Here is a 26,402-nt window from a genome sequence, read left to right as displayed (position 1 = left end):
ACCGAGCCACCGGACCGGACGGCGAAACGGTTTCACCACCCCCCGCTCGAAAACCGCTATTCCCCGGCGCCGCACGCCTCCTCGAAAAAGTCCAGGTTCTCCTGCAGCGACTTCAGCAGCCGGTCCCGCTCCGCCTCGTCGACCTGTACGGGCGTGACCTCGCGGCCGCCGGTGATCCGGCGGAACCCGCCGCGGCTCTCCAGCCGCCCGGTCACCCGGACGGGCAGTCCCACCAGGTGCGCATGCCCGGCGATGCGGTAGTCCTCCTCCCCCAGCGCGACCCGCACCTGCAGCACGTCGGCCCCGGTGATCACCCGCAGCCGCACCGTGCCGGGCCCGCCCGGCCGCTCCCGCCGCAGCCGTATCACCGTGCCGGTCACCCGGACCGGCAGCGACGGCTCCTCGCGCACATAGCGCTGGGCCGCCCGCTGCAGCGCGGGCAGATCGCCGGGCGAGAACTCCACCGGTTCGGGGCGGGCCGGGCAGCCGGCCGGAGCGCCCTCCCCCGGCGACCACTCGACCGCGATCCGCACCCCCTCCGCGTCCCGCACCAGCGCGATCAGCGCCTGCACCAGCTCATGGCAGACCCCCAGCTCCACGGCCGCGTCGAAGGCCTCCATCCCGCCGGTGGCCCGCTGGTAGTCGGTGGCGTCGCGGGCCGCGTGCAGCGCCCGCTGCAGCCCGGCGACCGCGCCGCGCCCGCCGCGCACCGGCACGAACGCGGTCAGCCGGCGCCCGGCCGCCGCCGGTCCGACCAGCACCTCGCCCAGGAACCCCTCGGCCCGCCGCTTGTGCCGCGCCCCGTAGTAGCCGGCCCGGCCGTACGTCCCCAGCGCCCCGGCGACCAGCATCGAACGGGCCGCACCGCGCAGCTGCTCCTGTGCGGCCCAGTACCCGCCGCCCGGGCCGCCGTCGGGGATCTCACGCTCCCAGCGCACCTCGTCGCTGGGCACCGCCAGCCCCACCAGCACCTCGCGCGCGGAGGGCGCGGAGCTCCGCGCCAGCGCCGCCAGCGCCTCGGCGAGCAGCTCCCCGCTGTCGGGGAAGCGGCGGTCGTGCGGGACCAGCAGGCTGGTGCCGCCCGCCCCGCCGGGCGGAGTCCACCGGGCGTACCGGCCCGCGGCCCCGCCCCGGCGCCGCCAGCCGTGCCGGGCCAGCAGGGCGCCGAGCACCGCCGGGTCGAGCTGCGCGGGATCCGGGAGCCGCGCGTCCTCCTCGTCGATCGGCCGGTACATCAGGGTCTCCCTCCCGCCCCGACCCGCGTCATGATCTCGCAGAGCGCTCGGTCGTCGAAGATCCGCGCGGTCGGGATCCGCACGGTGGTCCTGCGCCGGCCGGTCACCGGATGGCCGGCCAGGTTGATCCAGTAGCAGCAGTGCCGCAGTGCGAGACGGTCGTGCGAGGCCCGCAGCCAGTCCTCCTGGGACCGCGGGACCAGCATCACGACCAGGATCTTGTGCACGGAAACGGGCGTACGGGCCAGCTTCACCAGATGGTCGTTGTCGAGCGTGAACGCGAACGTCGGCCCCGGCGGGCGGGGGGCGGTCTGGTAGGTGCACTTGAGCTGCACCTTGATGGTGACTTCGTCGTCGACGGTGTGACCGGGCGCGCCATGGCTGACGTGCCAGTCGATTCCGTTGTCCGGGAAGGGCTGCGCCAGCGAACATCCGGAGGCGGCGGCGACCGCGTGCAGATAGCCCACCTGGAGGGTCTCCATACAGGCCGTGGTGGCGAGTGAGCCGCGCTGCGGAATGGTCAGCTGGGGCAGCAGCCCGCCCGGTTCGGGCTGCGCGAGCGTCATCGCGGGGGTGCCTTCCGGGCTGTGCCGATCGTGCGAGTGGATGACGGGGAGAAGGCGGAACGCGTCGGCCCGTCCCTCTGGTTGTCTCCGCGTCAAGTGGTCGGCAAACAAAGACGGTTCGACCACCGCACGGCTCGGGTATCACCAGCTCGGGTGGCGTGCACGTCATCCCCTGTACGAGCGCGAGGAGTTGGGATGATGCCGTGCTGGTATGACGGTCCGCTTGCCGCCTTCGACACCGAGACCACGGGGATCGACGTCGAGCGCGACCGCATCGTCTCCGCCGCCCTGGTGGTCCAGGAGACACCGCATTCCGCGCCCCGGATCACCCGTTGGCTGATCAATCCGGGCGTCGAGATACCCGAGGCCGCCACGGCGGTGCACGGGCTGACGGCCGACCACCTCGCGCTGCACGGCCGCTGGCCGGCTCCCGTGATGGAGGAGGTCGCGCGCGCCCTGGCCGCCCAGGCGGTGGCCGGCCGCCCGCTGGTCGTGATGAACGCCCCCTTCGACCTCACCCTCCTGGAGCGCGAGTTGAAGCGGCACCGCGCCAGCTCGCTCGGCGCGTACCTGGGCGGCCATCCGCTGCGCATCCTCGACCCCCGCGTCCTCGACAAGCACCTCGACCGCTACCGCAAGGGCCGCCGTACGCTCACCGACCTGTGCGCGCATTACGAGGTCGAGCTGACGGACGCCCATGAGGCGGCGGCCGACGCGCTCGCCGCGCTGCACGTCGTGCGGGCCCTGGGCCATCGCTACGCGGAGCGTCTGGAGGGGCTGCACCCGGCGGAGCTGCACACCCGCCAGGCCGTCTGGTACGCCGCCCAGGCGCGCGGGCTCCAGGCGTGGTTCGCCCGCAGCGGCAACCCGGAAACCGTCGATCCGCACTGGCCGCTGCGTCCCGAACTCCCCGCGGCGGCCTGATCCCGCCTCAGCAATTCGCGGCGGCCGGAAAGATGCCGGGCGGAATTCCCGGTACCGGTTCTCCCAACAAAAAGAACCGGACCGCCTTTTGGCGGCCCGGTTCTTGATCCCGGTGGGCGATACTGGGTTCGAACCAGTGACCTCTTCGGTGTGAACGAAGCGCTCTCCCACTGAGCTAATCGCCCGGGTGTCGGCGAGGTTTCCCCCGCGAACGAGCAGAACAATACAGGCCGCGCGGGCCTTCCATCAAATTCCTGTTCCGCCGGGGTCCCGGCCCGTCCCGCCCGGCCGCCCGGGACGCCTCACCCGCGGGCCAGCCAGGCGGCGAGCCCGCGGCGGCCGGCCCGCATCATCAGCGCGTGATTGGCGGCGAACACCGGACGCCCCAGCAGCGCGAACCGCCGCAACAGCGGCTTGCGGACCTCGACGTCCTGCTCGAAGACGGCGCGGGTGCCGCCGGCGCCGGGCACCACCGTCCAGCGCGCCCAGCCGGCCAGGTCCCCGCGCATCCCTATCTCCAGCACCCCCGAGCCGGGGTCCCGCACGCGCTCGCTCACCACCACGGTCAGGTCGTACGGCAGCAGCGACCGGAAGCGGGCGGTGCCGCTGCGGTCGTCGATCGGGTCCACCGCACGGACCTGCGGCCACCACCGGGGGTACGCCTCGGCGCGTTCGAGGACGGCGTAGACGACGGCCGGCGGGGCATCGAGCAGCCAGACGCTGCGGAAGCGGTAGCGGTGCAGTCGGCGGGACCAGGCGGGCATGCCCCCAGTGTGCGCCCCACGGCGGCAGGCGGACCCAACAACAGCGACGGCCCGGAGACTTGGAGTCTCCGGGCCGTCGTCCGGGGTGGGCGATACTGGGTTCGAACCAGTGACCTCTTCGGTGTGAACGAAGCGCTCTCCCACTGAGCTAATCGCCCGGGCGCACCGCCAACATTACCCCACGTCGGCGGGCACTTCTGACCACTGCGGGGTCACTGGGAGACGTTCCACGGCATCGCGAGGCCGAACTTCCAGACGTAGACCGCGAGCGCCGCGGCGATGATCACCACGCCGATGGTGGTCAGGATGATGTTGCGCCGCCGCACCGCGGGGTCGAGAGCCTTCTGGGCGGCCTCGGTGACCTTGCGCTTGGTCCAGCGCAGCACCAACTGGGCCCAGACGAACTCCGTCGCCCAGATCGCCATGCCCGCGAAGATCACCAGCCAGCCGGGCCCCGGCAGCGGCAGCATGATCACGCCGGCCACCACGACCGCGAGGCCGACGACGAAGATCCCGACCTGCCAGCTCAGGTGGAGCGGCCGGGAGCGCTTGATGAAGTGCGGCGCTCGCGAACCGAGCGGTTGCCCGGCCGGAACGGCGTCCCCCTCCAGCGTTTCCGACCCCCCGTTACTCTGCGTATTCATACCCGCAAACTTACCGGACGGGACGGCTCCGGCGGAATTACCACCGAGGACGATCTCGCAATCCGCCGGAAGAGGTACCTGAAGCCACACAAAACCGTCAGAGGGGTTTACAACGGCACCGTAGGTGGCATGTCGATTTCGCCGACGTGCGAATCCCCGAGCGCACACTGAGCGAAAGGCCCTGGCGCTTATGAACACCACGGTCAGCTGCGAGCTGCACCTGCGCCTCGTTGTGTCGAGCGAGTCCTCACTGCCTGTACCCGCGGGCCTGCGGTATGACACGGCCGATCCCTATGCCGTGCATGCCACCTTCCATACCGGAGCCGAGGAGACGGTCGAATGGGTTTTCGCCCGCGACCTCCTCGCCGAGGGCCTGCACCGGCCCACAGGCACCGGAGACGTCCGTGTATGGCCGTCCCGGAGCCACGGACAGGGCGTTGTCTGCATCGCCCTGAGCTCACCGGAGGGCGAGGCCCTGCTCGAGGCGCCCGCGCGGGCTCTCGAGTCGTTCCTCAAAAGGACCGATGCCGCCGTACCACCCGGTACGGAGCACCGCCATTTCGATCTCGACACCGAGCTCTCCCACATCCTCGCGGAGAGCTGAGACGCAGACCGGTTACCGAAAGCACCCACCCGCTCACACTTGCGTCCGTCCGACTCGGGGAGACGGCGCAGGACCGACAAGTTCATACGGCACACTTCGGCGTCGTCGCCGCGGACCCACCGCGGAGTCGGCGCTGAAGCTTGTTCCAGGCGCTAGAGTCGGCGACCATTCGGCAACGACACCGGGGACGGTACCCGTCCGGCCCCACCCTGCCAGGGAGCGGAACCGTGATGATCAGCCATGACACCCGGTGCGCGCTGGACGCGGTGGTCGACCTGCTGAACACCGCTCCGGAGGGCGACGCGCCCGGGGCGCCGGACAGCCTGACCGACCTCGCGGCCCTTGAAGACTTCGTCCGGCTCCATGACGTCAGCGACGTGGGGGCCCTCGGCGCCGGCGACCTGGCGGCCGTACGGTCCGTCCGCGCCCGGTTCGCGCGGATCTTCGCGGCCGAGGACGACCGCGGCGCGGCCGAACAGCTGAACTCGCTGGTCGCCTCGGCGGGCACCACACCGCAGCTGACCGATCACGACGGGTACGACTGGCACGTCCACTACTTCGCGCCGGGCGCGTCGGTCGCCGAGCATCTGGCCGCGGACGGCGGGATGGCGCTGGCCTTCATCCTCGTCGCCGGCGAGCGCGAACGGCTGCGGCGCTGCGAGGCGCCGGACTGCCGGCACGCCTTCGTCGACCTCTCGCGCAACCGCTCCCGGCGCTACTGCGACAGCCGCACCTGCGGAAACCGGCTGCATGTCGCTGCCTACCGGGCCCGGCGGCGGGAGGCGTCGGCGGGCTGAGCCCCCGGCCGGCGCCCCGGCGGGGCGCGCATCGGCGGCAGCGGGCGGCCTCACAGGAGGAAGAGGTCGTTCACCGCCCCGAGGAGGAGCAGGAAGCCGATGACGGCGAGGAAGAGCATCAGCGGCGGCTGGGACAGCGCGAACAGGCAACCGCGGGGTTCGGGGGACGGGGCGTCGTCTTGGGCGAGGGCGCACTCATCGTTCATCTCGCGCGCATCATGACCCAGCCGATCGGCCCCGTGCGTCCGATCAGCGCCTCAGCAGCGGTAGTTCATCAGATCCCGTGCTTTTTCAGGATCGCTTCGATGTCCGAGAAGTCATCCTTGGGTGCACCGCCCTTGCCCTGGGCGGCCTTGCCCTTGGGCGCCTGCTGCGCGGCGCCGAGGGAGGGCGCGGAGGCGGCCGGGGCCACCGCGTCGGACCGGCCGGCCGTCGCGGCCCGGCGCTCCTTGCGGCTGCCGATCCCGCCCCTGCGGCGCTCCACTCCCCTGCTGATCATGAACAGCACGGCGGAGAGCGCGAGCACCCCGAAACCGGCCCAGACCGTGGGCTTGAAGACGATGTTGGTGACCCAGTCGATGACGCCCGTCATCACCAGGCCGATGGGAATCAGGGAAAAGGCGGCGATGCGGGTCGCGGCCAGGAACCGCTTGCGGTACGCCGTCAGCGCGGCGATGCCCAGGCCCGCTGCCGACACCGCGGCGCAGACGGTCGAGGTGAGCATCCGGTCCTCCTGCCGATGGAAGGGCGAGCAGGCGCTCTGCTCCCTTCCATCCTGCCTTGTCCGCCCGGGCCCGGGCCATGTTCCGGTACGGGCTCAGGGACATCTCGGGGTTGCGCTCCTCCGCAGGTCGTGGATCGGACGGCGGGGGTACCTCCGGGCGCGCGCGGGCGGCGGGCTGGAAGACTGGCTCCCATGAACGACGCCACCACCTCCGCCGCCCGTCCCGACCGCCCCGTTCTGGACGTGTGGTGCGAACTGCAGTGCCCGGACTGCCATGCCGCCCTGGAGGACCTCAGGGCGCTGCGGGCACGCTACGGCGACCGGCTGGACATCCGCCTGCGCCACTTCCCGCTCCCCAAACACCGGCACGCCTACGTCGCCGCGCAGGCCGCCGAGGAGGCCACCGAGCAGGGGCAGGGCTGGCCGTACATCGAGGCGGTGCTGGCCCGCAGCGAGGAGCTCGGCGCGCGCGGCGAGAAGCTGCTGCTGGAGGTCGCCGGCGAGCTGGGGCTGGACGCCGAGGAGCTGGACACCGCGCTGATCGACGGGCGGCACCTGCTGATCGTCGACGCGGACCAGGCCGAGGGCAAGGCGATCGGGGTGACCGGGACCCCGACGTATGTGATCGGCGGCGAGCGGCTGGACGGCGGCACGAGCCAGGAGGGGCTGCGGGCCCGTATCGAGGAGATCGCCGACCGGCTGCTCGCCGGGCAGGACTGAGCCGGGCCGCGCGGCCGGGCTACCGGATCGGCTTCCACAGCTGGTAGCCGGTGGGCCGGTAGCCCAGCGAGGTGTAGAGGCCGAGGGCCGGCGCATTGTCCGCGTAGACGTTCAGGCCGAGGGTGGTGTGGCCGGCGGCGAGGCTCTCGCGCTCGGCGACCAGCATCAGGGTGCGGCCGTGGCCCTGCCCGCGGTGGGCGGGCGCGACCCGCACATCGACGACATAGCCGCCCGGCTGCTCCGGCATCCGCAGGGCGACCCAGATGCTGCCGACGTCCGCGCCGCGGTGCGTCAGGACGCGCAGCGCCTGGTCGGGCGTGTCCGGGCCCTCCGGCAGCAGGGCGCGGTGGCCCGCGGCCGAGAGCTCCTCCGCGCGGGCGCGCGGCATGCCCTGGCCCAGCTGCGTCCGGAGGTGCTCGGCGAGCGCGGCGTCCCGCCAGGCGGGGTACTCCGCCTCGCTCAGCGCGCGGTCGCCGCTGCCCTCGGGCAGCCGGGGCGGAGCGACGAGGGTCTTGCTCATCATGCGGCTGCGCTCGGTGTAGCCCAGCGCCGCGGCGAGCCGGGCGGCGGCCTCCGCGTCGGCGGGGACGGTCACCTCGATCTGCCGGCAGCCCCAGCCGCGCAGCACTTCCTCGGCGGCGAGCGCGGCGACCGTGGCGCGGCCGCGGTGCCGGTCCGGCGCCTCGACGGTCAGCTCCGCGATCCGGCCCGCGGCCGGGCCGAACCGGGCGTCCGTCGCCAGCCGGATCCCGCCGACCCGGCGGCTGTTGACGCAGATGTCGTACGGGCGGGCGCGGCGCCCGTCGTCGTGTCGCTCTTCGGGTCCCGCGGGGCGCAGCGTAGTGGTCACGAGGACTTTCTACTCGCCCGTGCGCGGGCCCGTCATCACCGCGGATCGAAGTCGGCTGCGGACTGCTCGTCGAAGATCCGCATGGCTTCCGCGGTCACCGGGCCGGGGCCGTCGGCGAGTTGCCGGTCGTCGATGCGGGTCACGGCCTGGACGTCGCGCAGGGTGGAGGTCAGGAAGATCTCCTCTGCCCGCTCCAGGGCGTCCAGCGGCAGGTCGGTCTCCTTGGCGCCCGCCCAGGCGACGGTCAGGGCGCGGGTGATGCCCGCCAGACAGCCGGAGTGCAGCGGCGGCGTGTGCAGTTCGCCGTCGAGGACGACGAAGACGTTGGAGCCGGTGCCCTCGCAGAGCGCGCCGACCGTGTTGGCGAACAGCGCCTCGGAGGCGTCCCGTTCACGGGCACGCGCCAGTGCGACGACGTTCTCGCCGTACGACGTGGTCTTCAGGCCGGCGAGGGCCCCGCGCTCGTTGCGGGTCCACGGGACGGTGACGGCGGCGGTGGCGTCGGGGCGGCGCTGGGTCTCGGAGAGCGCGATGACCAGCGTGGGGCCGGCGTCGCCGCGGTCCGAGCCGAGCGGTGAGACACCGCCGGTGTAGGTGAGCCGCAGCCGGCCCAGGGCCATCGGGTTGGCGTCGAGGACCGCCGCGCAGCCGCGCCGCACCTCGTCGAGGTCGGGGTCGGGCAGCCCCAGCCCGCGGGCGGAGGTGGTCAGGCGCTCCAGGTGGCGGGTGAGGGCGAAGGCACGGCCGTGCTCGGCCTTGATGGTTTCGAAGACTCCGTCGCCGACCGTCAGGCCGTGGTCGAAGACCGAGACCCGGGCGCCCTCGGCGTCCTGCAGGCCTCCGTTGAGCCAGATCTTCATCGTTTCCCTCCAGTCGCCTCGTGCAGGCCCGACGCTACCGCGAGCAGCCTGCGCGCCTTCAACTCGGTCTCGGCCCACTCCCGCTCCGGATCGGAGTCCCAGATGATCCCGGCGCCGGCGCCGAAGCGGAGCACGGGGCCGGCGGGCGGAGTGCGGTCGATCCAGAACGTACGGATGCCGACCGCGAGCTCGCCGGTGCGGCGGTCCGCGTCGACCCAGCCGATGCCTCCGCAGTACGGGCCGCGGGGCGCGGTCTCCAGCTCGCCGATGATCCGCAGCGCGCTGGACTTGGGGGCACCGGTGACCGACCCGGGCGGGAAGGTGGCGTCCAGCAGATCCGCCCAGGCGGTCTTCTCGTTCGCCCCGTCCAGCTCCCCGCACACGGTGGAGACGAGGTGGACCAGGCCGGGGTGCTCCTCGACGGCGCACAGTGCCGGGACGGTGACCGTGCCGGTGGCACAGACCCGGCCGAGATCGTTGCGGACCAGGTCCACGATCATCACGTTCTCCGCCCGGTCCTTCGCCGAGAGGTCCGCCGCGGTCCGGCCGGTGCCCTTGATCGGGCCGGACGCGACGGTGCGGTCCTCGCGCCGCAGATACAGCTCCGGCGAGGCACTGGCGATCTCCACGCCGTGGCCGGGCAGCCGGATCGTGCCCGCGTGCGGCGCCGGGTTGCCCCGGGCCAGCACCGCGGACAGGGCGTCCACGTCGGTGCGGACGGGGTCGGGCAGCGGCGCGGTCAGCACCCGGCAGAGGTTCACCTGGTAGACGTCGCCGGCCGCGATGTGTTCACGGACGCGCCGTACGCCGCCGGTATAGGCGTCGCGGTCCAGGGAGCTGGTCCAGGCGCCGGGGGCGGGGCCGCGCCAGCCGTCGGGGGCGGGAGCGTCCGCCGCGGTGGCGGGCCGTACGTCGCCGAAGCGGGCGCAGACCACCTTGCCCTCGAAATCGGCGGCCACGGCCCACCAGCCCGTGGAGTCCAGGGCCGCGGGATCGCTGGTCACATCCAGCAGGTCGGTGGCTATCAGGCCGCCGAAGCGTGCCATCGGAGCGAAGTCGTGCACGTCAGCGAGTCTATGGCGGCGGCCCCGACCCTGCCTGTGCCGAGCGAGCAGCGCAGCACGCTGCACAAACGCGTTTTTGTACTGGCCCCGGAATCCGCTAGAGTTCAACACGTCGCCGGGACGCGCAAGCGCCCCGGAGGACACGTAGCTCCCGGACGTAGTCTGGGAGAGACACCTGCGGACGTAGCTCAGTTGGTAGAGCACCACCTTGCCAAGGTGGATGTCGCGAGTTCGAGTCTCGTCGTCCGCTCGATGTGGGGGATCTTCCCGAACCCCCTCACTCCTGGTGGAGTGGCCGAGAGGCGAGGCAACGGCCTGCAAAGCCGTCTACACGGGTTCAAATCCCGTCTCCACCTCCAAGGACGATTAGCTCAGCGGGAGAGCGCTTCCCTGACACGGAAGAGGTCACTGGTTCAATCCCAGTATCGTCCACTGGATCCCCCGGAAACGGGGTGTCCGACCCCGCGCGATTAGCTCAGCGGGAGAGCGCTTCCCTGACACGGAAGAGGTCACTGGTTCAATCCCAGTATCGCGCACGCAGCTGCGGATCTTCATGATCCGCGGTCCCGAGGACGATTAGCTCAGCGGGAGAGCGCTTCCCTGACACGGAAGAGGTCACTGGTTCAATCCCAGTATCGTCCACACCTGGTACCGAGGGCCGGAGCAATCGCTCCGGCCCTCGGTCGTCGTCCGGGACGCGTGCGGTCAGGACGAGAAGAGCATGTGGCCGAAGCCGCGGTGGTGATGGCCGTGGTGTCCATGGTGGCCGTGGTGCCCTGGTGCGGGGCTCCCCAGGCGGGGGCGGCGGGGTAGGCCTGCGGGGCGGGCGGCGGCGCCTGCTGGGACCACTGCGACTCGAGACGGGTCAGCGCCTCCAGCTCCCCGTAGTCCAGGAAGATCCCCCGGCAGCCGGCGCACTGTTCTATCTGGACGCCGTTGCGTTGGTATGTGTGCATCGGCGCATGGCACTTGGGGCACTGCATCGTCGGCTCAGCTCCTGTCGTCCGTCACGGTTCGGCGGGGCGCCGCCGGAACGGCCTCCCGGCGACGAGGTGTTCACCCTACGTCCGGGCGGGCGGGCGCCAACTGGTCCGGCAGGGACGTCATCCGGGCACAGGCGCCGACGACCGCCTCCTCGACCTCGTCCAGCGGCCGGCCGGCGGTGGCGGCCTTGGCGACGGCCAGCGCGGCGGTCTGCACGGTCAGGGCGCGGGCCGGGACCTCCAGCTCGGGCCAGGGATCGCCGGAGGGGCGGACGGCGGGGCCGCCGGCGGCGCGGTAGGCGGTGAGGAAGCGGGTCCACAGGTCCGGGGCGAGCAGGCCGGTGGCGAACCATGCGGCGGGGCGGGCCAGGTCCCAGGCGCCGTCGCCCGTGCCGAGGTCGTCGATGTCGATGAGGAGCCAGGGGCCGCCGGCGGCCGGGTGGCGGACGAGCTGGCCCAGGTGCAGGTCGCCGTGGCAGAGGGTGGCGGTGCCCGGCGGCGGGGCGACGTCCCGGGCCCACGGCGGCAGCAGGGACCAGGCGCGCTCGACGGCGGCGGCCGCCGCGGGCAGCGGTCCGGTGCCGGGCCGGGGTGCGGACGGCGGGCCGCCGGCGGGGGCCAGGGCGGCGCGCAGACGGGCCAGGGCGCGGGCGGCCTTGGCGGGGCCGCGCATCGGCGGTACGGGGCCGGGCAGTTGGCGCGGGTCGACGGTGTGGAGGCGGGCCAGCAGGCGGGCGGCGTCCTCCCAGGGCACGGCGTCGGGATCGTCGGGCGGGACCGGGCCGCCGTAGGGCCAGCGGGTGAGGGCGCGGCCGTCCTCGGTGAGGGTGAGGAGGCCGTCGGGGGCGGTGACCGGGAGCGGGGGCAGCAGGATGCCGTGCAGGAGGGGGTGGGCGGCGATCCGGAGCCGGGCGGCCAGGGCCTCGGGGTCGGCGTCGGGGGCGTGCGCCTTGGCGACCGTGGGGCCGCTGCGGACGACGGTGCCGTCGGGGCGGTCGGCGAGCACCTCGGGGGCGGTGGCCGGTGCGTCCGGCCGGCCCGGCGGCGCGGAGAGGGCGGCCAGGCGGGCGAGGAGTGCGGTGGTCATCGTTCCCCCGAGTCCTGCGCGGGCCGGTCGCGCCGTGGGCGGTGGTGCGGGCCGCGGGCGGCCCGGAGGGGATCGTACGCGCGCCGCGGGCGGGCCGGGAAAGCCCGATGGCCGGGCATCTCCCCAGATGCCCGGCCCTCGTGCCGTCCGCCGCACCCCCGTCCCCACGGGGTATTCCGCCGGAGGTCCCGTCCCGGGCCGCTCTCCCGGGACCGGGGCGCCGCTCAGCGCCCCAGCATTCCGACCACGGACGACGCCTGTGTGATGACGGCCTCCCAGCCGCCGAAGACCACGGCGAGAACGCTCGCCAGCGGCAGCACGATGGCCACCGCGACAAGGGGATGGCGGGTGCCGGAGGGCTGCCGGCCGCCGAGCGCCGCGGCGACTCGCCGCCCCTGCGCCCGAAGGGCCGTCCGCCCTGAGGTCTCCGTCATCGTCCCGCTCCCGTCGTGACTGGGGCGGCGGGCGTCTGACCTCGGGGGACGAGTGCTGCGCCCGCCGCTGGTAACCACAGTAGGCATGCGGTGGGCGGCGGGCGTCATGCCGTCGTACCGATTGGTCGGCCTCCAGGAGGATGAGGGGTCCCGGCCCCGCGTACTCCCCTGGGTGGAGAGAGCCTCCGGCCCATAGGGGGTCTCCCCCAGGGGGGACCGCCGCGCTTCCTCGGCCTGCGCACTCCTGAGGGTGACCTCGCTCACGTCGGGCGCTCCCCCGTGCCCCGCCGTCCCGCCCCCGCGCCCACCCTCGCTTTCCGCCCCTTGGCCGCATCCCCGGCATCCGCCGCCAACCCGCCCGGATCCCCCTTCATCCCGCCAATCCCCCTTCTGCGGCGGATCATTGGGTCCCCTGGGGGACGGCGGGATGCCCGGCGGCCGGTTTTTCCTCCCGCGCTCGGGGAATCGCACCCCGCCACCGGCAATCCGGCCGCCGACGCATGCGCGGCCTCTCAGCACAGCGAGCCGTCAATCCGTAAGCTGTGCCACGTCAGACGGTTGGCAGCGGAGGGGGCTCCCCACCGCAGGTAGGGGACGGACATGGCGATGATGCGGCTCCGACGCGAGGACCCGCGTGTCGTCGGGACGTTCCGGCTGCACCGCCGGCTCGGCGCGGGCGGGATGGGTGTGGTCTACCTCGGCTCGGACAAGCGCGGGCAGCGGGTGGCCCTCAAGGTGATCCGCCCGGACCTGGCGGAGGATCAGGAATTCCGCTCGCGGTTCGCGCGGGAGGTCTCGGCCGCCCGGCGGATCCGCGGCGGCTGTACGGCCCGGCTGGTCGCGGCCGATCTCGACGCGGACCGCCCCTGGTTCGCCACCCAGTACGTCCCGGGGCCGTCGCTGCACGACAAGGTCAACGAGGAGGGCCCGCTGTCGCCCGCGCAGGTCGCCTCGGTCGGCGCCGCGCTCTCCGAGGGCCTGTTGGCCGTCCATGACGCGGGCGTGGTGCACCGCGACCTGAAGCCGTCCAACATCCTGCTGTCGCCCAAGGGCCCGCGGATCATCGACTTCGGTATCGCCTGGGCGACCGGCGCCAGCACCCTGACCCATGTCGGCACGGCGGTCGGCTCACCGGGCTTCCTGGCGCCGGAGCAGGTGCGCGGGGCCGCGGTGACACCGGCCACGGACATCTTCGCGCTGGGCGCCACCCTCGCCTACGCCTGTACCGCGGACTCCCCCTTCGGGCAGGGAAGTTCGGAGGTCATGCTCTACCGCGTGGTCCACGAGGAAGCACAGCTCGCCGGGGTGCCGGACGCCTTGGCGCCGCTGCTCGCCTCGTGCCTGGCCAAGGATCCGGCGGACCGTCCCAGCACGCTGTCGCTGTCACTGCGCCTCAAGGAGATCGCGGCCCGTGAGGCGCACGGCCCGTCGGGCGGGCTGCTGGAGAACGGGGCCGGTGCCGGGGCCGGTTGGGAGCGCGGGGAACGCCGTCCCGCGGACCGGCCGACCGGACAGCGGGCCGAGGAGTACGCGCGCCAGCGCACCGAGCGGGGGACGGCCGGCACCTCCTCGCCGCGTCCGCACCCCTCCCGGCCCCCGGCGCCGCGGGACGCACGGCCGTCCGGCCCGGCCTCGGCGGCGGGGAGGAACCCCCGGCGGCCCGGCGGGCGCACCGCGCGGCGCGTCCCGGGCGCCGGGCCGCCCGGCCGCAGCGGGACGCGCACCCCGGTGCGTACGACGTCGGGCGGGCGCCGGCCAGGACCCGACCGCCGGCTGCTGCGCCAGCGCGTCATCGTGTTCGTGGTGGTGACGCTGCTGGTGGCGCTCGGTATCGCGGCCGCTCAGGGGTGCCAGGGGCCGGCCACCCATGGGCTGGGCGTGCAGCAGTCGGTGCCGGACGCCCCTGCCTCGGCGGTGGGCATGCCCTACGGCGTGGAGGAACGGAACCCCTAGGGGTGCGGAGGGCCCCTGCGAAGCCTCAACTCGGTGGGGCGGGGTGGCATTCCCGCCCGGGGAGGAACCTGCCGGGCGGGAACGGGCCTTCGGTGGAGCGCGGAGGGCGGTCCCGTGCTCCGGCACAGGGCGCGACCTACGCCGGCCGGCCCGCCGCCACCGCGTAGAACGCCACCGCGGCGGCCGCTCCGACGTTGAGCGAGTCCACGCCGTGCGCCATCGGGATGCGGACCCATTCGTCGGCGGCCCGCAGGGCGCCGGTGCTCAGACCACCGCCCTCCGCGCCCAGCATCAGCGCGGCGCGCTCCAGGCGGTGCACCGCGGCCTCGTCGATGCCGGTGGCCTGCTCGGCCGGGGTGAGGGCGAGCAGCTTGAAGCCCGCTTCCCGCACGGCGGCCAGGTCCCGGGGCCAGCTCTCCAGGCGCGCGTACGGCACCGAGAACACCGCGCCCATCGAGACCTTCACCGAGCGGCGGTAGAGCGGATCGGCGCAGTCCGGGGAGAGCAGCACCGCGTCCATGCCGAGGGCCGCCGCGCTGCGGAAGATCGCGCCGATGTTGGTGTGGTCGTTGACCGCTTCCATGACGACGATGCGCCGGGTGCCGGCGAGGAGTTCGGTGGCGTCCGGCAGCGGCTTGCGCTGCATGGACGCCAGTGCGCCGCGGTGCACGTGGTAGCCCGTCACCCGCTCGGCGAGGGCGGGGCTGACGGCGTAGACCGGTGCCGGGACCTCGTCGATCACATCGCGCATGACGTCGACCCACTTGGCCGAGAGCAGCATGGAGCGCATCGCGTAGCCGGCGTGCCGGGCGCGCCGGATGACCTTCTCGCCCTCGGCGATGAAGAGCCCTTCCGCGGGCTCGCGCCGGCGCCGCAGTTCGACGTCGGTCAGGCCGGTGTAGTCGGCCAGCCGCGGGTCGTCCGGGTCGTCGACGGTGATGATTTCTGCCACGGGGAGAGAGTGCCTTGTCGGAGTCGGGGATCACATACCGCGTACGGGATCGGTTACGTGTGGGTGGGCGCGGCCGCCACGGCGACGACGTCGCCGATGACGATGACGGCCGGGGGGCGCACGCCCTCGGCCCGTACGGTCTCGCCGAGGGTCGCGAGGGTGGCGTCGACCCGGCGCTGGGCGGCGGTGGTCCCCTCTTGGATGACGGCGGCCGGAGTTTCGGCGGCGCGGCCGTGCTCGATCAGCTTGGCGGCGATGGCGCCGCTGTTCTCGACGCCCATCAGGACCACGAGGGTGCCGCGCAGCTTGGCGAGCGACGGCCAGTCCACGAGCGAGCGCGCGTCGTCGGGGGCGACATGGCCGCTGACGACGGTGAACTCGTGGGCGACACCGCGGTGGGTGACGGGGATGCCGGCGGCGCCGGGCACCGAGATGGTGCTGGAGATGCCGGGGACGACGGTGCAGGGGATGCCGGCCTCCGCGAGCGCCTGGGCCTCCTCCATGCCGCGGCCGAAGACGAACGGGTCGCCGCCCTTGAGCCGGACCACGGCCTTGCCGGCCTTGGCGTGCTCGATCAGCGCGTTGTTGATGGCCTCCTGGGCCATGAACCGGCCGTAGGGGATCTTCGCGGCGTCGATGACCTCGACATGCGGCGGGAGTTCGGCGAGCAGGTCGCGGGGGCCGAGCCGGTCGGCGATCACGACGTCGGCCTCGGCGAGCAGCCGGCGGCCGCGGACGGTGATCAGGTCGGGGTCGCCGGGGCCGCCGCCGACCAGCGCCACGCCCGGGGTGTGCGGGCGGCGGTGGTGCGGGGCGGCGAGGCTGCCGTCGCGCAGCCCCTCGACGATGGCGTCGCGTACGGCGGCGGAGCGGCGCGGGTCGCGGCCGGTGAGAACGGCGACGGTGACGCCCTCGCTGCGGCCGGTGGCCGGGGTCCAGGCGGTGGCCGCCTCGGCGTCGTCGGAGCGTACGCACCACACCCGGCGGTCCTCGGCCTCCCGGGACGCGGCGGCGTTGGCCTCCGGGTCGTCGGTGGAGATCAGCGCGTACCAGGCGCCGTCGAGGTCGCCGTCCCGGTAGCGGCGGCGCTCCCAGCGGACCTCGCCGGCGTCGGCCATCGCCTCGACGGACGGGGTGGCGGACGGGGAGATCAGCAGGACGTCGGCGCCCGCGGCGACGAGGGACGGGAGCCGGCGCTGGGCGACCTGCCCGGCGCCCAGGACGACCACCCGGCGGCCGGACAGCCGCAGTCCGACGGGGTAGGCGGCGTGTTCGGCGGCGTGCTCAGCCATGGCGGTACGGCTCCTTGTGCGGATGCTGCGGGTTCGGCGGCCGGCGCAGCCGCTGCGGCTCTGGAGCGGCTGGTGCGGGGGACGGCCCGGGGCGGAAGTACGGCCCCGGCCCACAGCCTATGGGGCTGCGGGCCGGGGGTCATGCGGAGGTCGGGCCTGATCAGGTCTTCTCGGTCACTCCGGCCGAGTCGAAGGTGGCGACCTCGTGCATGGCGCGGGCGGCGCTCTGCACCACGGGCAGCGCGAGCAGCGCGCCGGTGCCCTCGCCGAGGCGCAGATCGAGGTCGACCAGCGGGCGCAGGCCCAGCTTGTTGAGGGCCGCGACATGGCCCGGCTCGGCGCTGCGGTGTCCGGCGATGCAGGCGGCCAGCGCCTCGGGGGCGATGGCGCGGGCGACCAGGGCGGCGGCGCCGGCGCTGACCCCGTCGAGGATCACCGGCGTGCGCAGCGAGGCGCCGCCGAGGATCAGGCCGACGAGGGCGGCGTGCTCCAGGCCGCCGACCGCGGCGAGGACGCCGATGGGGTCGGCCGGGTCGGGCTGGTGGAGCTCCAGGGCGCGGCGGACGACATCGACCTTGCGGGCGTGCGTCTCGTCGTTGATGCCGGTGCCGCGGCCGGTGACCTCGACCGGGTCGACGCCGGTGTAGACGGAGATCAGCGCGGCGGAGGTGGTGGTGTTGGCGATGCCCATCTCGCCCGTGAGCAGCGCCTTGTTGCCGGCCGCGACGAGGTCTCGGGCGGTGTCGATGCCGACCTCGATGGCCTTGAGCACCTCCTCCTGGGTCATCGCCGGGCCGGCCGTGAAGTCGGCGGTGCCGGCGCGGACCTTGCGGGGCAGCAGACCCGGGGTGGCGGGCAGGTCGCTCGCGACGCCGACGTCCACGACGCAGACCTCGGCGCCGACCTGGTTGGCGAAGGCGTTGCAGACCGCGCCGCCGCCCAGGAAGTTGGCGACCATCTGGCCGGTGACCTCCTGGGGCCAGGGGGTCACGCCCTGGGCGTGGACGCCGTGGTCGCCTGCGAAGATCGCGACGGCGGCGGGCTCCGGGATGGGCGGCGGGCACTTGCGGGACAGCCCGGACAGCTGCGCGGAGATGATCTCCAGCATGCCGAGTGCCCCGGCGGGCTTGGTCATCCGCTTCTGCCGCTCCCAGGCCTCGCCGAGCGCCTTGGCGTCCAGCGGGCGGATGCCCTGCAGGGTCTCCTGGAGCAGGTCGTGCGGGCTCTCGCCGGGCAGCGCACGCCGGCCGTAGGTCTCCTCGTGGACGACCCAGGACAGCGGGCGGCGCTTGGACCAGCCGGCCTGCAGCAGCTCGGGCTCCTCGGGGAACTCGTCGACGTAGCCGATGCACAGGTACGCGACGACTTCGAGGTGCTCGGGCAGGTCCAGTTCGCGGACCATCTCCCGCTCGTCGAAGAAGCTGACCCAGCCGACGCCCAGGCCCTCGGCGCGGGCGGCGAGCCAGAGGTTCTCGACGGCGAGCGCGGAGGAGTACGGGGCCATCTGCGGCTGGGTGTGGCGGCCGAGGGTGTGCCGGCCGCCACGGGTGGAGTCGGCGGTGACCACGATGTTCACCGGCGTTTCGAGGATCGCCTCGATCTTCAGCTCGCGGAACTGCTTGGCGCGCGCCTTGGGCAGCGACTTGGCGTACGCCTCGCGCTGCCGCATGGCGAGCTGGTGCATCTTCTCGCGGGTCTCGTCCGAGCGGATGACCACGAAGTCCCAGGGCTGCGAGTGGCCGACGCTGGGGGCGGTGTGGGCCGCCTCCAGGACGCGCAGCAGCACCTCGTTGGGGATCGGGTCGCCGCGGAAGCCGTTGCGGATGTCGCGGCGCTCGCGCATCACGCGGTGCACGGCGGCGCGCTCGGAGTCGTCGTACCCGGCGGCCGGGGACGCCGCCTCGGCCGCGTCGGACGCGGTGGGGTCGCCGCCGTCGGGCTGCTCGCCGGCCGGCTGCGGCTGGTCGTCGCCGAGCTGGACGAGTTCGGCGACGTCCTGCTGGTGGGGCGCCTCGTCGGCGGGGGCGTCGGGCGCCGGCCCGGCCGTCGAGGGCTCGGCGGCCGCGGCGCGCGGGGCCGGGCCGTCCACGGGGGACGGCTCGCCGGAGGCCTGGGCCGGGATGTGGACGGCCACGGGCGGGGCGTCGGCGGACGGGCCCTCGGGGGTCTCGGGCTCCGCGGGGGCGGCGGGCTCCGCGGCTTCCGCGGTCGTGGCGGGCTCCGCGGGTTCGTCGGTCGCCGGCTCCGCGGCGGGGACGGTGTCCGCGGTCGCCTCGGCCGTCGGCTCTTCCGGCCGGCCGGGGGCGTCGGGGCCGTCCGCTGCGGGCTGTTCCTCGACGGCGGCGTCCGCGTCCTGTGGCGCGGCCTCCGCTGCGGGCGCCTGTGCGGTCTGCTGCCCGGCGGCGTCCGCGGGGGCATCGGACTGCGGCTGCCCGGCGGCCGGTTCCTGCGCTTCGGGCGGCTCTATGACGGTCTGATCCGTGTCCGCCTGCTCCGTGTCCGTCCGGTCCACGGGCGCGCCGGTCTCGTCGGCGGGCGGCGCGACGGGGCCCGGGGAGACGGCGACGGGCGCCGGGTCGGCGGCGGGCTCGGCCGCGGGGACGTCCGTACCGGCCTCGGCGGGGACGGCCTCGGGCGCGGCGGCCTCAGCAGCGGAGTCGGGCGCGGTGGCCTCAGCGGCGGAGTCAGGTGCTACCGCCTCGGGCGCTGCGGTCTCGGGCGCTGCGGTCTCGGGCTGCGGCTGGGCCTCGTCGGTGGCAGGGGCCGGATCGGCGCCCTGGCCCTGGTCGGCGGGCTGCTCGTCCTGCGCTGCCGGGGCGGGATCGGCGGGGGCGTCGGCCGGCGGGGCGGCGGCGGGCTCCTCGGCCGGGCCGACCGCTTCGGGCGCGACGGGGGCCGGGGTGGCGGCGGGCTGCGCCTGCGCCTCCGGGTCGGCCACAGCTTCGGCTTCAGCTTCGGCTTCGGTGGGCAGGCCCTGCTCCACGGGCTGCTGCGGGCTCTCGGCGGCGACCGCCTCGGGCTGCTGGGCCTCCACGGCGGAGTCGTCCACGGCGGGCGTCTCCGGCGCGGCGGCATCCGCCACCGGGGCCTCCGGCACCACTGCTTCCGCCTCGGCCGCCTCGGCGAGTTCGGCAGCCTCGACAGGCGCGGCGTCCTCAACGGCCCCGGCCGCGCCGTCCTGACCGGCCACGGCCGCATCGGTCAGGGCGTCCGCGGGCATCTCCTGCGGCTGTTCCGCCGCCGCTTCCCCGGCCGGCGCGTCCTGCCCGGCCTCGGGGGTTCCCGTGCCGGCCACGCCGTCGCCGGCCTCCGCCGCGCCCTCGGGCGGCAGCGGCATGGGCTGGGGCTGCTCGACGGGCAGCGCCTCGGCAGGCAGCGCTTCGGCGGGCTGGGCCGTCTCCGGCAGGACGGGCGCCGCCTCGGCGGCAGGGGCGGCCGGCGCCTCGGGGGCGACCGTTTCTGCAAGCGGGGCCGAGGCCGCGGCCTGGGCGGTGGCCTCCTCCCACGACGGCACCTGCGACGGGATCTCGCCGAGCTGCGGGCCGGGCAACGGGCCCTGGCCCGCGGCCCCGTAGGTCTGCTCGGCGGACAACTGCCCGCCGTAGGGCTGCTCGCCGTAGGGCTGCTGACCGTACGACGGCGCCGCGAAGGCCTGCTCGGCCGCGGGCGCCTCGCCGTAGGGCTGCTCGGTGTACGGCAGGGCCGCGCCGGGCGGCTGCTCGCCGGACGTGGCCTCGGGGCCCCCGGCCGGGGCGTCGAAGTACTCGGGTCCGCCGGTGGGCGGTCCGGCGTGCCGCGCGGTGGGCTGGGCGGGCGCGTCGGCCGGTCCGCGGTCGGCGAGCGAACGGACCACTCCGCCGGTCGGGTCGGGGACGGGCGGACCCATGTGCAGCGGACGGCGCTGGGGGGTGGCGGGCGCCGCGGCGCGGCTCTGCTGCTGCGGTGCGGCGGGCTGCGGGATCCGGACGGCGCTGAGGTCGACGGAACCGGAGTCCCGGCCGCCGCTCTCGTGGTCACCGGCCGGGGCGGGCATCGGCTCGAAGCCGGTGGCGCCCTGGGCGGCCGCGTCGAACGGCGCGGCCTGCTGGGGGTACTGGCCCGGGTGGGGCTCCTGCGGCTGCGGGAGCGGCTGGGGGGCCGGCTGCTCGCTCCAGGCACCCTGGGCGCCCGGCATCAGCAGCAGATCGTCGTCCTCGGCGACGCCGTCGGCCTGGTCGACGTAGGGGTATGCGCCGGGAGGGGGCACCAGGCCCGGCAGCTCCGTCGGTCCGGCGTCGGCAGGGGAGGGAGCGGCCGCCGGTTGCGGCTGCCCGGGATGTCCGCCTGCGTTCTCCGGCTGTCCCTCGCCCGGGACCTGGCCGGTGTCGGTCATGCGTACCCCTCGCCCATTGGTAGTGCTCCTTCCAACCGCTCGTGCGACGCGCTCGACCGGGGCGCGCCGACGCCCCGATAGCTAGAACGAGCGAGCACGCCTCGCGGCACGTCCGCTCTCCAGAGCTTCATATTCGGCCAAAACCACGGCATTTTCCGGATATTGGCGTACGAAGCCGAATGCGGAACGGCGGCGCAACGATCCGCCAGCCTACCTCGCGCGGGTTGCCGTGCTGGTCATGGGTGAGGAACGCGATATCCGCTGAGCAAAAACACCACGGACCGTTCGCGTTCGACCCAGACGGAGGTGTCCAGGTCCACGGACTGCAGCAGCGCGCACTCGACGTCGTAGCCGCCGTCGGCCAGTGCCCGGCCCAGCGCCTCGGCCTCGTCGCGGGTGGCGGCGTGGGTGACGATCCGTTCGGGGCGGCGGGCCGCGCAGGCCGTCACCACCTCCGCTCCCCCGGCGCCGACCCGGATCACATCGGGCTCGGGCAGGTCCTCCAGGATCTGCGGCGCCCGGCCGTGGACGGCCTGGAGTTGGACGCCGTGGCGGCGGGCGAGGGCGGCGGCGCGTGCGCAGGCGTCCGGGTCGGCGTCCACCGCGATGACGGCGGCGCCGAAGCGCGCGGCCTCCACGGCGGCGGCTCCGCTGCCCGTGCCGATGTCCCAGACCAGGTCGCCCACCTGCGGCCCGAGCCGGGCGAGTTGTGCGGTGCGCAGCTGGACGGACTCCCCCTCGCCCAGGGCGCCGCCGTAGGCGCCGGCCGGAAGTCCCCAGCCGCGCGGGCCCGTCGGATGACCCACCTCGCGGCCGGCGATCCAGCCGGTCCCCTGGGCCGCGGCGCCGCCGGGCGAACCGCCCACGACAATCACGACATTGGGGTCACGCCAGACATGGTCCGCCACTTTGTCCGATGTGAGGACCGTCACCCGCTCGCGATCGGTGCCCAGATCCTCGCAGATCACGAAGGTGCGGTGGACGCCGCCGAGCAGCAGGGCGAGTTCGGCGGGTCCGGCACCGGGCGCGGTGAGGACCGCGACCTTGGTGTGGGCGCGGCAGACGTTCACCGCGCGGCGCAGGTCGCGGCTGTGGGCGACGACGACCTGGGCGTCGTCCCAGGGCATGCCGGCCCGCGCGAAGGCGGCGGCGACGGAGGAGACCGCGGGCACCACTTCGACTTCCAGGCCGTGCTCGGGTGCCCGCAGGGTGCGTACGACGCCGAAGAACCCGGGGTCGCCGTCGGCGAGCACGACGGCGGTGCCGCGGTGCTGGGCGATGCGGCGGGCGGCCAGGGTCACGCTGCCGAGCCGGATCCGCTCGGCGTTCGGCGGGACTTCGGGCAGGGCGAGGTGGTGGGCGGCGCCGGCCACCAGGGTGGCGGCGCCGAGGGCGGAGCGGGCGGCGGCGGTCAGCGCGGAGCCGTCCCATCCGATCACCGTGACCCGGTCGGCCATGCTCGTCTGTCTCCTGGGGCTGCAGTGGTTACGCGCGCGGCGTCGGCGGGCGGGCCGGCTGCGGGCGGCCGCAGGCCGGTGGGGGTGCCGCTGGGGTGCGCCGGACCGCGCGGGTCGCGCAGGTGCGCGGCAGGGCGAGGGTACCCCGAGAGGGAGGGACCGGAGCGCGGGCCCGGGTCAGTTCCACTCGGGGTAGGAGAATCCGTTGGCGTCCGCCAGCCGGCCGGGGACGCCGTCGAGGTCCTCGGGCAGCAGGCTCCAGACGATGAGATCGGTGCGGATGTCGGCCCAGCCGCCGTCCTCGGTGCGGCTGCGGGCGATGAAGGCGTTGCGCAGCACGCCCTCGCTGATGCAGCCGATCTTCTGGGCGACCTGCTGGGCGGCGGTGTTGTCGGCGGCGGTGCGCAACTCGATGCGTTCGAACTTCTGGTCACGGAAGAGCCAGTGGGCGACGGCCAGCGAGGCCTCGCAGGCGTACCCCTCGCCGCGGGCCCAGGAGGCGACGGCATAGCTCAGCTCGCTGGAGCGGATCCGCCAGTCGGTGTGGCGCAGTTGGACGACGCCGACCAGGCGCTGGGTGAGGAACTCGGTCACCGCGAAGTCGACGCCGCGGCCGGCGGCCCGCTCGGCGGGGGCGCTCTCGTCGGTCCAGGCGCGGGCGGCGTGCTCGGGGTACGGCTGGGGTATCGCGGTCCAGGCGGCGATCAGCTCGTCGTTCATCATCGCGGTGAGGGCCGGTACGTCGGCCTCCTCGAAGGGGCGCAGCACCAACCGGTCCGTGCTGATCGAGATGTCCGGAAAGGTCGATGTCATGCCGCTGCTCCCACGCCGTTGACTGTGGTGTTCCGGACCGTCGCGGGCTGTGAGACCGCGAGGTCACGGGCCGTCTTGACCGTCTTGAGTGCACCAGCATGCAGCATCGGCCCACGGGTGTGCCACGCGCGTGGACCCCGGCCGCGCGCGGCGCGGGTCCGGGGCCCGGGGGCCGCGCGAACGGAGGGCCACCCTCCGGTGACCTGCGCACGGGCGGCCGCACGTCCTCACCCGCCCACCCCCCGAAGGGGACGGGCGGCGGGGAAAGACGTCAGGACGGGAAGCGGCGTCAGCTCTTTGCCGGGCCGAAGGCCGGGATGACCGAGCCGTCCTTGTACTTGTCCTCGATGAACTTCTTGACCTCGGGGGAGTTCAGGAGCTTGGCCAGCTTCTTGACCCGCGGGTCGTTCTCGTTGCCCTTCTTGACGGCGAGGAAGTTGGCGTAGGGGTTGCCCTTCGCCTTCTCCAGGGCCAGCGCGTCGGTGGAGGGCTTGAGGTGGGCGCCGATGGCGAAGTTGCCGTTGATGATCGCGGCGTCGACGTCGTCGATGCGCGGCGCGGTCTGGGCGGCCTCCAGCTCCGTGATCTTGATGCCCTTGTCGTCCTTGACGTCGGTCAGCTTGGCGTCGGAGCCGACACCGGGCTTGAGGGTGATCACACCGTTGTCGGCGAGCAGCTTGAGCGCGCGGCCCTCGTTGGAGGGGTCGTTGGGCACCGAGACGGTGCTGCCGGACTTGAGCTGGGAAAGCTTGTCGATCTTCTTGGAGTAGACGCCGAGCGGCTCGATGAGCACGTTCTGCACGGGCACGATGTGCGTGCCGTTCTCCTTGTTGAAGGTGTCGAGGAACGGCTTGTGCTGGAAGAAGTTGGCGTCGACCTGGCCGTCGTCGGTGACCTTGTTCGGGATCTTGTAGTCGTTGAACGGCTTGACGACGAGCTTGAGGCCCGCCTTGTCCGCCAGCTTGTTCTTGACGAAGTCGAGGATGGTGCCGTGCGGCGTGGGGCTCGCGGCGACCACGAGCGGGGCGTTCTTGTCGCCCTTGTCGCCGGCGGTGGTGTCGGAGGGGGCGCTGCAGGCGCTCGCGCCGAGGGCGACGGCGGAGGCGGCGGCTATGGCGACGGAGATCTTGAGGGTGTTGCGCACGAAGAGTGCCTCTTTCTTGTTCGCACGCGGGGGTTCACGTGCGGTGTCCGCCCGGCAAAGGGTCCGGGCTCGGGGTGGAGCGGTGGCTCCGGGGTGGGTCAGGCCGCCTCGGTGACGGCCGCGGGCTCCTCGGCACGGGCACGGCGCAGACCGACCCGCAGGGAGGAGGAACGGGTCCCGCGCCCGGCGAGCCGGCGGACGACGACGTCGCCGAGCAGCTGGACGAGGGAGACCAGGAGGATCAGCTCCACCACGGTGGCGATCATCAGCGACGTCTCGTACTGCTGATAGCCGTAGGTGTAGGCGAGGTTGCCCAGGCCGCCGCCGCCGACCGCACCGGCGATCGCGGAGTAGCCGATCAGCTGGATGACGAGCGTGGTGACGCCCGCGATCAGCGCGGGCAGCGCCTGCGGGAGGAGGACCTTGAAGACGATGGTCCAGGTGCCGCCGCCCATGGCGTGGGCCGCCTCGACCAGGCCGCCGTCGACCTCGCGCAGTGCGGCCTCCACCAGCCGGGCGAAGAACGGGATGGCGGCGAGGGCCAGCGGGACCACCGCGCCGGTCGGGCCGATCGAGACGCCGACGAGGAGGCGGGTGAAGGGGATCAGCACCACGATCAGGATCAGGAACGGGAAGGACCGCCCGATGTTCGCGATCGCCCCGAGCACCTTGTTGACCACGACGTTCTGCAGGACGGCGCCACGCTGGGTCAGATGCAGCAGCACACCGACCGGGATGCCGAAGAGCACCGCGTAGAACGTCGACCACCACACCATGAACAGGGTGTCGAGCGTGTTGTCGTACAGCAGCGGCTGCATCTCGGTCCAGGTCACTTGGCACCTTCCTTCACCAGCGGGGCGCCGGCCTCGACGGAGCTCAGCGCGTGGTCGACGGCTTGGCCGGCGACATCGGCCACGTCCACCTGCAGTCCCTGCTCGCGCAGGAAGCCGATGGGCACGACGTTCTCCTCGAAGGGGCCGGGCAGCTCGATGCGCATCCGGCCGACCTGCTTGCCGCCGACGGTGTCCATGGCGGCGCCGAGGATGGAGATGTCGACGTTGTAGGTCCGCGACAGCTCGGAGATCACCGGGCGGGTGGCGGCCGATCCGTGGAAGGTGATGTCGACGACGGTGCGGTCGTCGGCCGAGGGCTCGCCGCCGACCGGGAACAGCTCCCGGGCCAGCTCGGAGCCGGGGGTGGCGAGCAGCTCGGCGACGGTGCCCTGCTCGACGACCCGGCCGTTCTTCATCAGCGCGGCCGAGTCGCAGATCGACTTGACCACGTCCATCTCGTGCGTGATGAGCACGATGGTCAGGCCCAGCTTGCGGTTGAGGTCGCGCAGCAGCTGGAGGATGGAGCGGGTGGTCTCCGGGTCCAGGGCGCTGGTGGCCTCGTCGGAGAGCAGCACCTTGGGGTCGCCGGCCAGCGCGCGGGCGATGCCGACGCGCTGCTTCTGCCCGCCGGAGAGCTGGGCGGGGTAGGCCTTGGCCTTGTCGGCGAGGCCGACCAGGTCCAGCAGCTCCAGCGCCTTGCGGGAGCGCTCGCGGCGGTCGACCTTGAGGATCTCCAGCGGCAGTTCCACATTGTCCTGGACGGTGCGCGAGGACAGCAGGTTGAAGTGCTGGAAGACCATGCCGATGTGGCTGCGGGCGGCGCGCAGCGGGGCGCTGGCGCGCTTGCCGCGCCCGGCGAGGGACGTCAGCTCCTGGCCGGCGACGGTGACCGTGCCGGAGGTGGGGCGCTCCAGGAGGTTGAGGCAGCGGATGAGGGTGGATTTGCCGGCACCGCTCTGGCCGATGACGCCGTACACCTCGCCCTCGCGGACGTGCAGATCGACGCCGTCCAGGGCGGTGACTTCGCGGTCTCCTGAACGGTAGACCTTGGTCAGGCCCGTTGTGGTGATCACTAGGGAATTCCGTCACTGTCGAGTGCTCGGCGGCTCGCCCGCCGGGCACGGGGCATTCTTGCGAGTGCGGCAGAGGGGAACGGGGAGCGGCGGCGGGCGCGGGGCCCGGCTCCGGGTTCCGGTGACGCGGGGCGGCCGTGGGCGTCGGGAGATTGACGTACGGCACATGGCAGGGTCTCGCTTCGGGGCGCGAGGCTCAGGCGGGGGCCCTCAGCGGTCACACATTCGACACATGCAACGAGCACCGGGCGTCAGGT

24 protein-coding genes, 7 tRNA genes and 1 pseudogene are annotated in these 26,402 nt (G+C 73.9%); 10 read left to right on the top strand and 22 right to left on the bottom strand.

Annotation, left to right across the window (positions count from 1 at the left end):
- Window positions 1–56: 56 nt before the first annotated feature.
- Window positions 57–1,235 (bottom strand): hypothetical protein, encoded by a 1,179-nt coding sequence (locus AB0411_RS25020; RefSeq protein WP_366419514.1) that lies wholly within the window; start codon window positions 1,233–1,235, stop codon window positions 57–59.
- Window positions 1,235–1,801: a DUF4365 domain-containing protein gene (locus AB0411_RS25015; RefSeq protein ID WP_366419513.1), complete on the bottom strand. Its 567-nt coding sequence runs from the start codon at window positions 1,799–1,801 to the stop codon at window positions 1,235–1,237. The genes AB0411_RS25020 and AB0411_RS25015 overlap by 1 nt, the downstream gene beginning before the upstream one ends.
- Before the next feature lie 198 nt (window positions 1,802–1,999).
- Between AB0411_RS25015 and AB0411_RS25010 the strand changes: the two genes are divergently transcribed.
- A complete protein-coding gene (locus tag AB0411_RS25010) occupies window positions 2,000–2,725 on the top strand; it encodes an exonuclease domain-containing protein (protein ID WP_366419527.1) in 726 nt (241 codons plus the stop codon).
- 113 nt (window positions 2,726–2,838) lie between these two features.
- Here AB0411_RS25010 and AB0411_RS25005 read toward each other — a convergent pair.
- The 4 genes from AB0411_RS25005 to AB0411_RS24990 form a co-directional block, all read right to left on the bottom strand.
- Window positions 2,839–2,910, bottom strand: a tRNA-Val gene (locus AB0411_RS25005).
- Between the two features lie 117 nt (window positions 2,911–3,027).
- Window positions 3,028–3,489: an SRPBCC family protein gene (locus AB0411_RS25000; protein WP_366419512.1), complete on the bottom strand. Its 462-nt coding sequence runs from the start codon at window positions 3,487–3,489 to the stop codon at window positions 3,028–3,030.
- 86 nt (window positions 3,490–3,575) lie between these two features.
- A tRNA-Val gene (locus AB0411_RS24995) sits at window positions 3,576–3,647 on the bottom strand.
- Between the two features lie 54 nt (window positions 3,648–3,701).
- Window positions 3,702–4,133 carry a TIGR02611 family protein gene (locus tag AB0411_RS24990; RefSeq protein ID WP_366419511.1) on the bottom strand — a complete coding sequence of 144 codons (432 nt, stop codon included), beginning with the start codon at window positions 4,131–4,133 and terminating at the stop codon, window positions 3,702–3,704.
- A gap of 190 nt (window positions 4,134–4,323) precedes the next feature.
- On the opposite strand from AB0411_RS24990, the gene AB0411_RS24985 reads away from it, so the two are divergent.
- Window positions 4,324–4,737 carry an SsgA family sporulation/cell division regulator gene (locus AB0411_RS24985; protein WP_003959770.1) on the top strand — a complete coding sequence of 138 codons (414 nt, stop codon included), beginning with the start codon at window positions 4,324–4,326 and terminating at the stop codon, window positions 4,735–4,737.
- 227 nt (window positions 4,738–4,964) lie between these two features.
- Window positions 4,965–5,534, top strand: coding sequence for a CGNR zinc finger domain-containing protein (locus AB0411_RS24980; RefSeq protein ID WP_366419510.1), 570 nt, complete (start codon window positions 4,965–4,967; stop codon window positions 5,532–5,534).
- A 50-nt stretch (window positions 5,535–5,584) separates the two neighbouring features.
- Here AB0411_RS24980 and AB0411_RS24975 read toward each other — a convergent pair whose 3' ends face one another.
- Window positions 5,585–5,740: a hypothetical protein gene (locus tag AB0411_RS24975; RefSeq protein ID WP_164993091.1), complete on the bottom strand. Its 156-nt coding sequence runs from the start codon at window positions 5,738–5,740 to the stop codon at window positions 5,585–5,587.
- 68 nt (window positions 5,741–5,808) lie between these two features.
- Window positions 5,809–6,258, bottom strand: a complete 450-nt coding sequence (locus AB0411_RS24970; RefSeq protein WP_366419509.1) for a hypothetical protein — start codon at window positions 6,256–6,258, stop codon at window positions 5,809–5,811.
- 192 nt (window positions 6,259–6,450) lie between these two features.
- Between AB0411_RS24970 and AB0411_RS24965 the strand changes: the two genes are divergently transcribed.
- Complete coding sequence (locus AB0411_RS24965) at window positions 6,451–6,978, top strand: DsbA family protein (protein WP_366419508.1); 528 nt, start codon at window positions 6,451–6,453, stop codon at window positions 6,976–6,978.
- Between the two features lie 19 nt (window positions 6,979–6,997).
- On the opposite strand, the gene AB0411_RS24960 is transcribed toward AB0411_RS24965, so the two are convergent.
- Genes AB0411_RS24960 through AB0411_RS24950 form a run of 3 tightly spaced genes read right to left on the bottom strand, consistent with a single transcriptional unit; the run spans window position 6,998 to window position 9,752 of the window.
- Window positions 6,998–7,828: a GNAT family N-acetyltransferase gene (locus AB0411_RS24960; protein ID WP_366419507.1), complete on the bottom strand. Its 831-nt coding sequence runs from the start codon at window positions 7,826–7,828 to the stop codon at window positions 6,998–7,000.
- Between the two features lie 35 nt (window positions 7,829–7,863).
- The gene (locus tag AB0411_RS24955) at window positions 7,864–8,688 is read right to left on the bottom strand and encodes an aminotransferase class IV (protein WP_260637891.1); all 825 of its coding nucleotides are present in this window, start codon (window positions 8,686–8,688) and stop codon (window positions 7,864–7,866) included.
- On the bottom strand, window positions 8,685–9,752 hold the full coding sequence (locus AB0411_RS24950; protein WP_366419506.1) for a chorismate-binding protein: 1,068 nt from the start codon (window positions 9,750–9,752) through the stop codon (window positions 8,685–8,687). Before AB0411_RS24950 ends, AB0411_RS24955 begins: the two co-directional genes overlap by 4 nt.
- 177 nt (window positions 9,753–9,929) lie before the next feature.
- On the opposite strand from AB0411_RS24950, the gene AB0411_RS24945 reads away from it, so the two are divergent.
- The 5 genes from AB0411_RS24945 (at window position 9,930) to AB0411_RS24925 (ending at window position 10,394) form a co-directional block, all read left to right on the top strand.
- Window positions 9,930–10,002, top strand: a tRNA-Gly gene (locus tag AB0411_RS24945).
- A gap of 35 nt (window positions 10,003–10,037) precedes the next feature.
- Window positions 10,038–10,111, top strand: a tRNA-Cys gene (locus tag AB0411_RS24940).
- Window position 10,112: 1 nt separating this feature from the next.
- A tRNA-Val gene (locus tag AB0411_RS24935) sits at window positions 10,113–10,184 on the top strand.
- Window positions 10,185–10,216: 32 nt separating this feature from the next.
- Window positions 10,217–10,288: transfer RNA gene (locus AB0411_RS24930), tRNA-Val, on the top strand.
- A gap of 34 nt (window positions 10,289–10,322) precedes the next feature.
- Window positions 10,323–10,394, top strand: a tRNA-Val gene (locus AB0411_RS24925).
- Window positions 10,395–10,457: 63 nt separating this feature from the next.
- Here AB0411_RS24925 and AB0411_RS24920 read toward each other — a convergent pair.
- The 3 genes and pseudogenes from AB0411_RS24920 to AB0411_RS24910 all read right to left on the bottom strand — a co-directional run bounded on the left by AB0411_RS24920 (window position 10,458) and on the right by AB0411_RS24910 (window position 12,256).
- Window positions 10,458–10,735, bottom strand: a pseudogene (locus tag AB0411_RS24920) (zf-TFIIB domain-containing protein).
- Window positions 10,736–10,808: 73 nt separating this feature from the next.
- Window positions 10,809–11,822 (bottom strand): phosphotransferase family protein, encoded by a 1,014-nt coding sequence (locus AB0411_RS24915; RefSeq protein WP_366419505.1) that lies wholly within the window; start codon window positions 11,820–11,822, stop codon window positions 10,809–10,811.
- A 224-nt stretch (window positions 11,823–12,046) separates the two neighbouring features.
- On the bottom strand, window positions 12,047–12,256 hold the full coding sequence (locus AB0411_RS24910; RefSeq protein WP_366419504.1) for a hypothetical protein: 210 nt from the start codon (window positions 12,254–12,256) through the stop codon (window positions 12,047–12,049).
- 600 nt (window positions 12,257–12,856) lie between these two features.
- On the opposite strand from AB0411_RS24910, the gene AB0411_RS24905 reads away from it, so the two are divergent.
- The gene (locus tag AB0411_RS24905) at window positions 12,857–14,209 is read left to right on the top strand and encodes a serine/threonine-protein kinase (RefSeq protein ID WP_366419503.1); all 1,353 of its coding nucleotides are present in this window, start codon (window positions 12,857–12,859) and stop codon (window positions 14,207–14,209) included.
- A gap of 136 nt (window positions 14,210–14,345) precedes the next feature.
- Here AB0411_RS24905 and AB0411_RS24900 read toward each other — a convergent pair whose 3' ends face one another.
- The 8 genes from AB0411_RS24900 to AB0411_RS24865 form a co-directional block, all read right to left on the bottom strand.
- The gene (locus tag AB0411_RS24900; protein WP_366419502.1) at window positions 14,346–15,161 is read right to left on the bottom strand and encodes a TrmH family RNA methyltransferase; all 816 of its coding nucleotides are present in this window, start codon (window positions 15,159–15,161) and stop codon (window positions 14,346–14,348) included.
- Window positions 15,162–15,214: 53 nt separating this feature from the next.
- A complete protein-coding gene (gene cobA, locus AB0411_RS24895) occupies window positions 15,215–16,453 on the bottom strand; it encodes a uroporphyrinogen-III C-methyltransferase (RefSeq protein ID WP_366419501.1) in 1,239 nt (412 codons plus the stop codon).
- A gap of 160 nt (window positions 16,454–16,613) precedes the next feature.
- Window positions 16,614–20,825, bottom strand: coding sequence for a nicotinate-nucleotide--dimethylbenzimidazole phosphoribosyltransferase (cobT, locus tag AB0411_RS24890; protein WP_366419500.1), 4,212 nt, complete (start codon window positions 20,823–20,825; stop codon window positions 16,614–16,616).
- A gap of 236 nt (window positions 20,826–21,061) precedes the next feature.
- Window positions 21,062–22,282 carry a precorrin-6y C5,15-methyltransferase (decarboxylating) subunit CbiE gene (cbiE, locus tag AB0411_RS24885; RefSeq protein WP_366419499.1) on the bottom strand — a complete coding sequence of 407 codons (1,221 nt, stop codon included), beginning with the start codon at window positions 22,280–22,282 and terminating at the stop codon, window positions 21,062–21,064.
- Window positions 22,283–22,459: 177 nt separating this feature from the next.
- A complete protein-coding gene (locus AB0411_RS24880; protein ID WP_366419498.1) occupies window positions 22,460–23,095 on the bottom strand; it encodes a GNAT family N-acetyltransferase in 636 nt (211 codons plus the stop codon).
- 289 nt (window positions 23,096–23,384) lie between these two features.
- A complete protein-coding gene (locus tag AB0411_RS24875) occupies window positions 23,385–24,239 on the bottom strand; it encodes a MetQ/NlpA family ABC transporter substrate-binding protein (protein ID WP_366419497.1) in 855 nt (284 codons plus the stop codon).
- A gap of 98 nt (window positions 24,240–24,337) precedes the next feature.
- The gene (locus tag AB0411_RS24870; protein WP_366419496.1) at window positions 24,338–25,072 is read right to left on the bottom strand and encodes a methionine ABC transporter permease; all 735 of its coding nucleotides are present in this window, start codon (window positions 25,070–25,072) and stop codon (window positions 24,338–24,340) included.
- Entirely contained in the window at window positions 25,069–26,145 is a 1,077-nt protein-coding gene (locus AB0411_RS24865) for a methionine ABC transporter ATP-binding protein (protein ID WP_366419495.1), read from the bottom strand. The genes AB0411_RS24870 and AB0411_RS24865 overlap by 4 nt, the downstream gene beginning before the upstream one ends.
- Window positions 26,146–26,402: the final 257 nt, after the last annotated feature.

Source organism: Streptomyces angustmyceticus (genome assembly GCF_040701845.1).
In the GTDB taxonomy this organism is placed as follows: domain Bacteria; phylum Actinomycetota; class Actinomycetes; order Streptomycetales; family Streptomycetaceae; genus Streptomyces; species Streptomyces angustmyceticus_A.
Note: the sequence above shows the minus strand (reverse complement) of the source record. Positions and strands in the feature narration are given on the sequence as shown.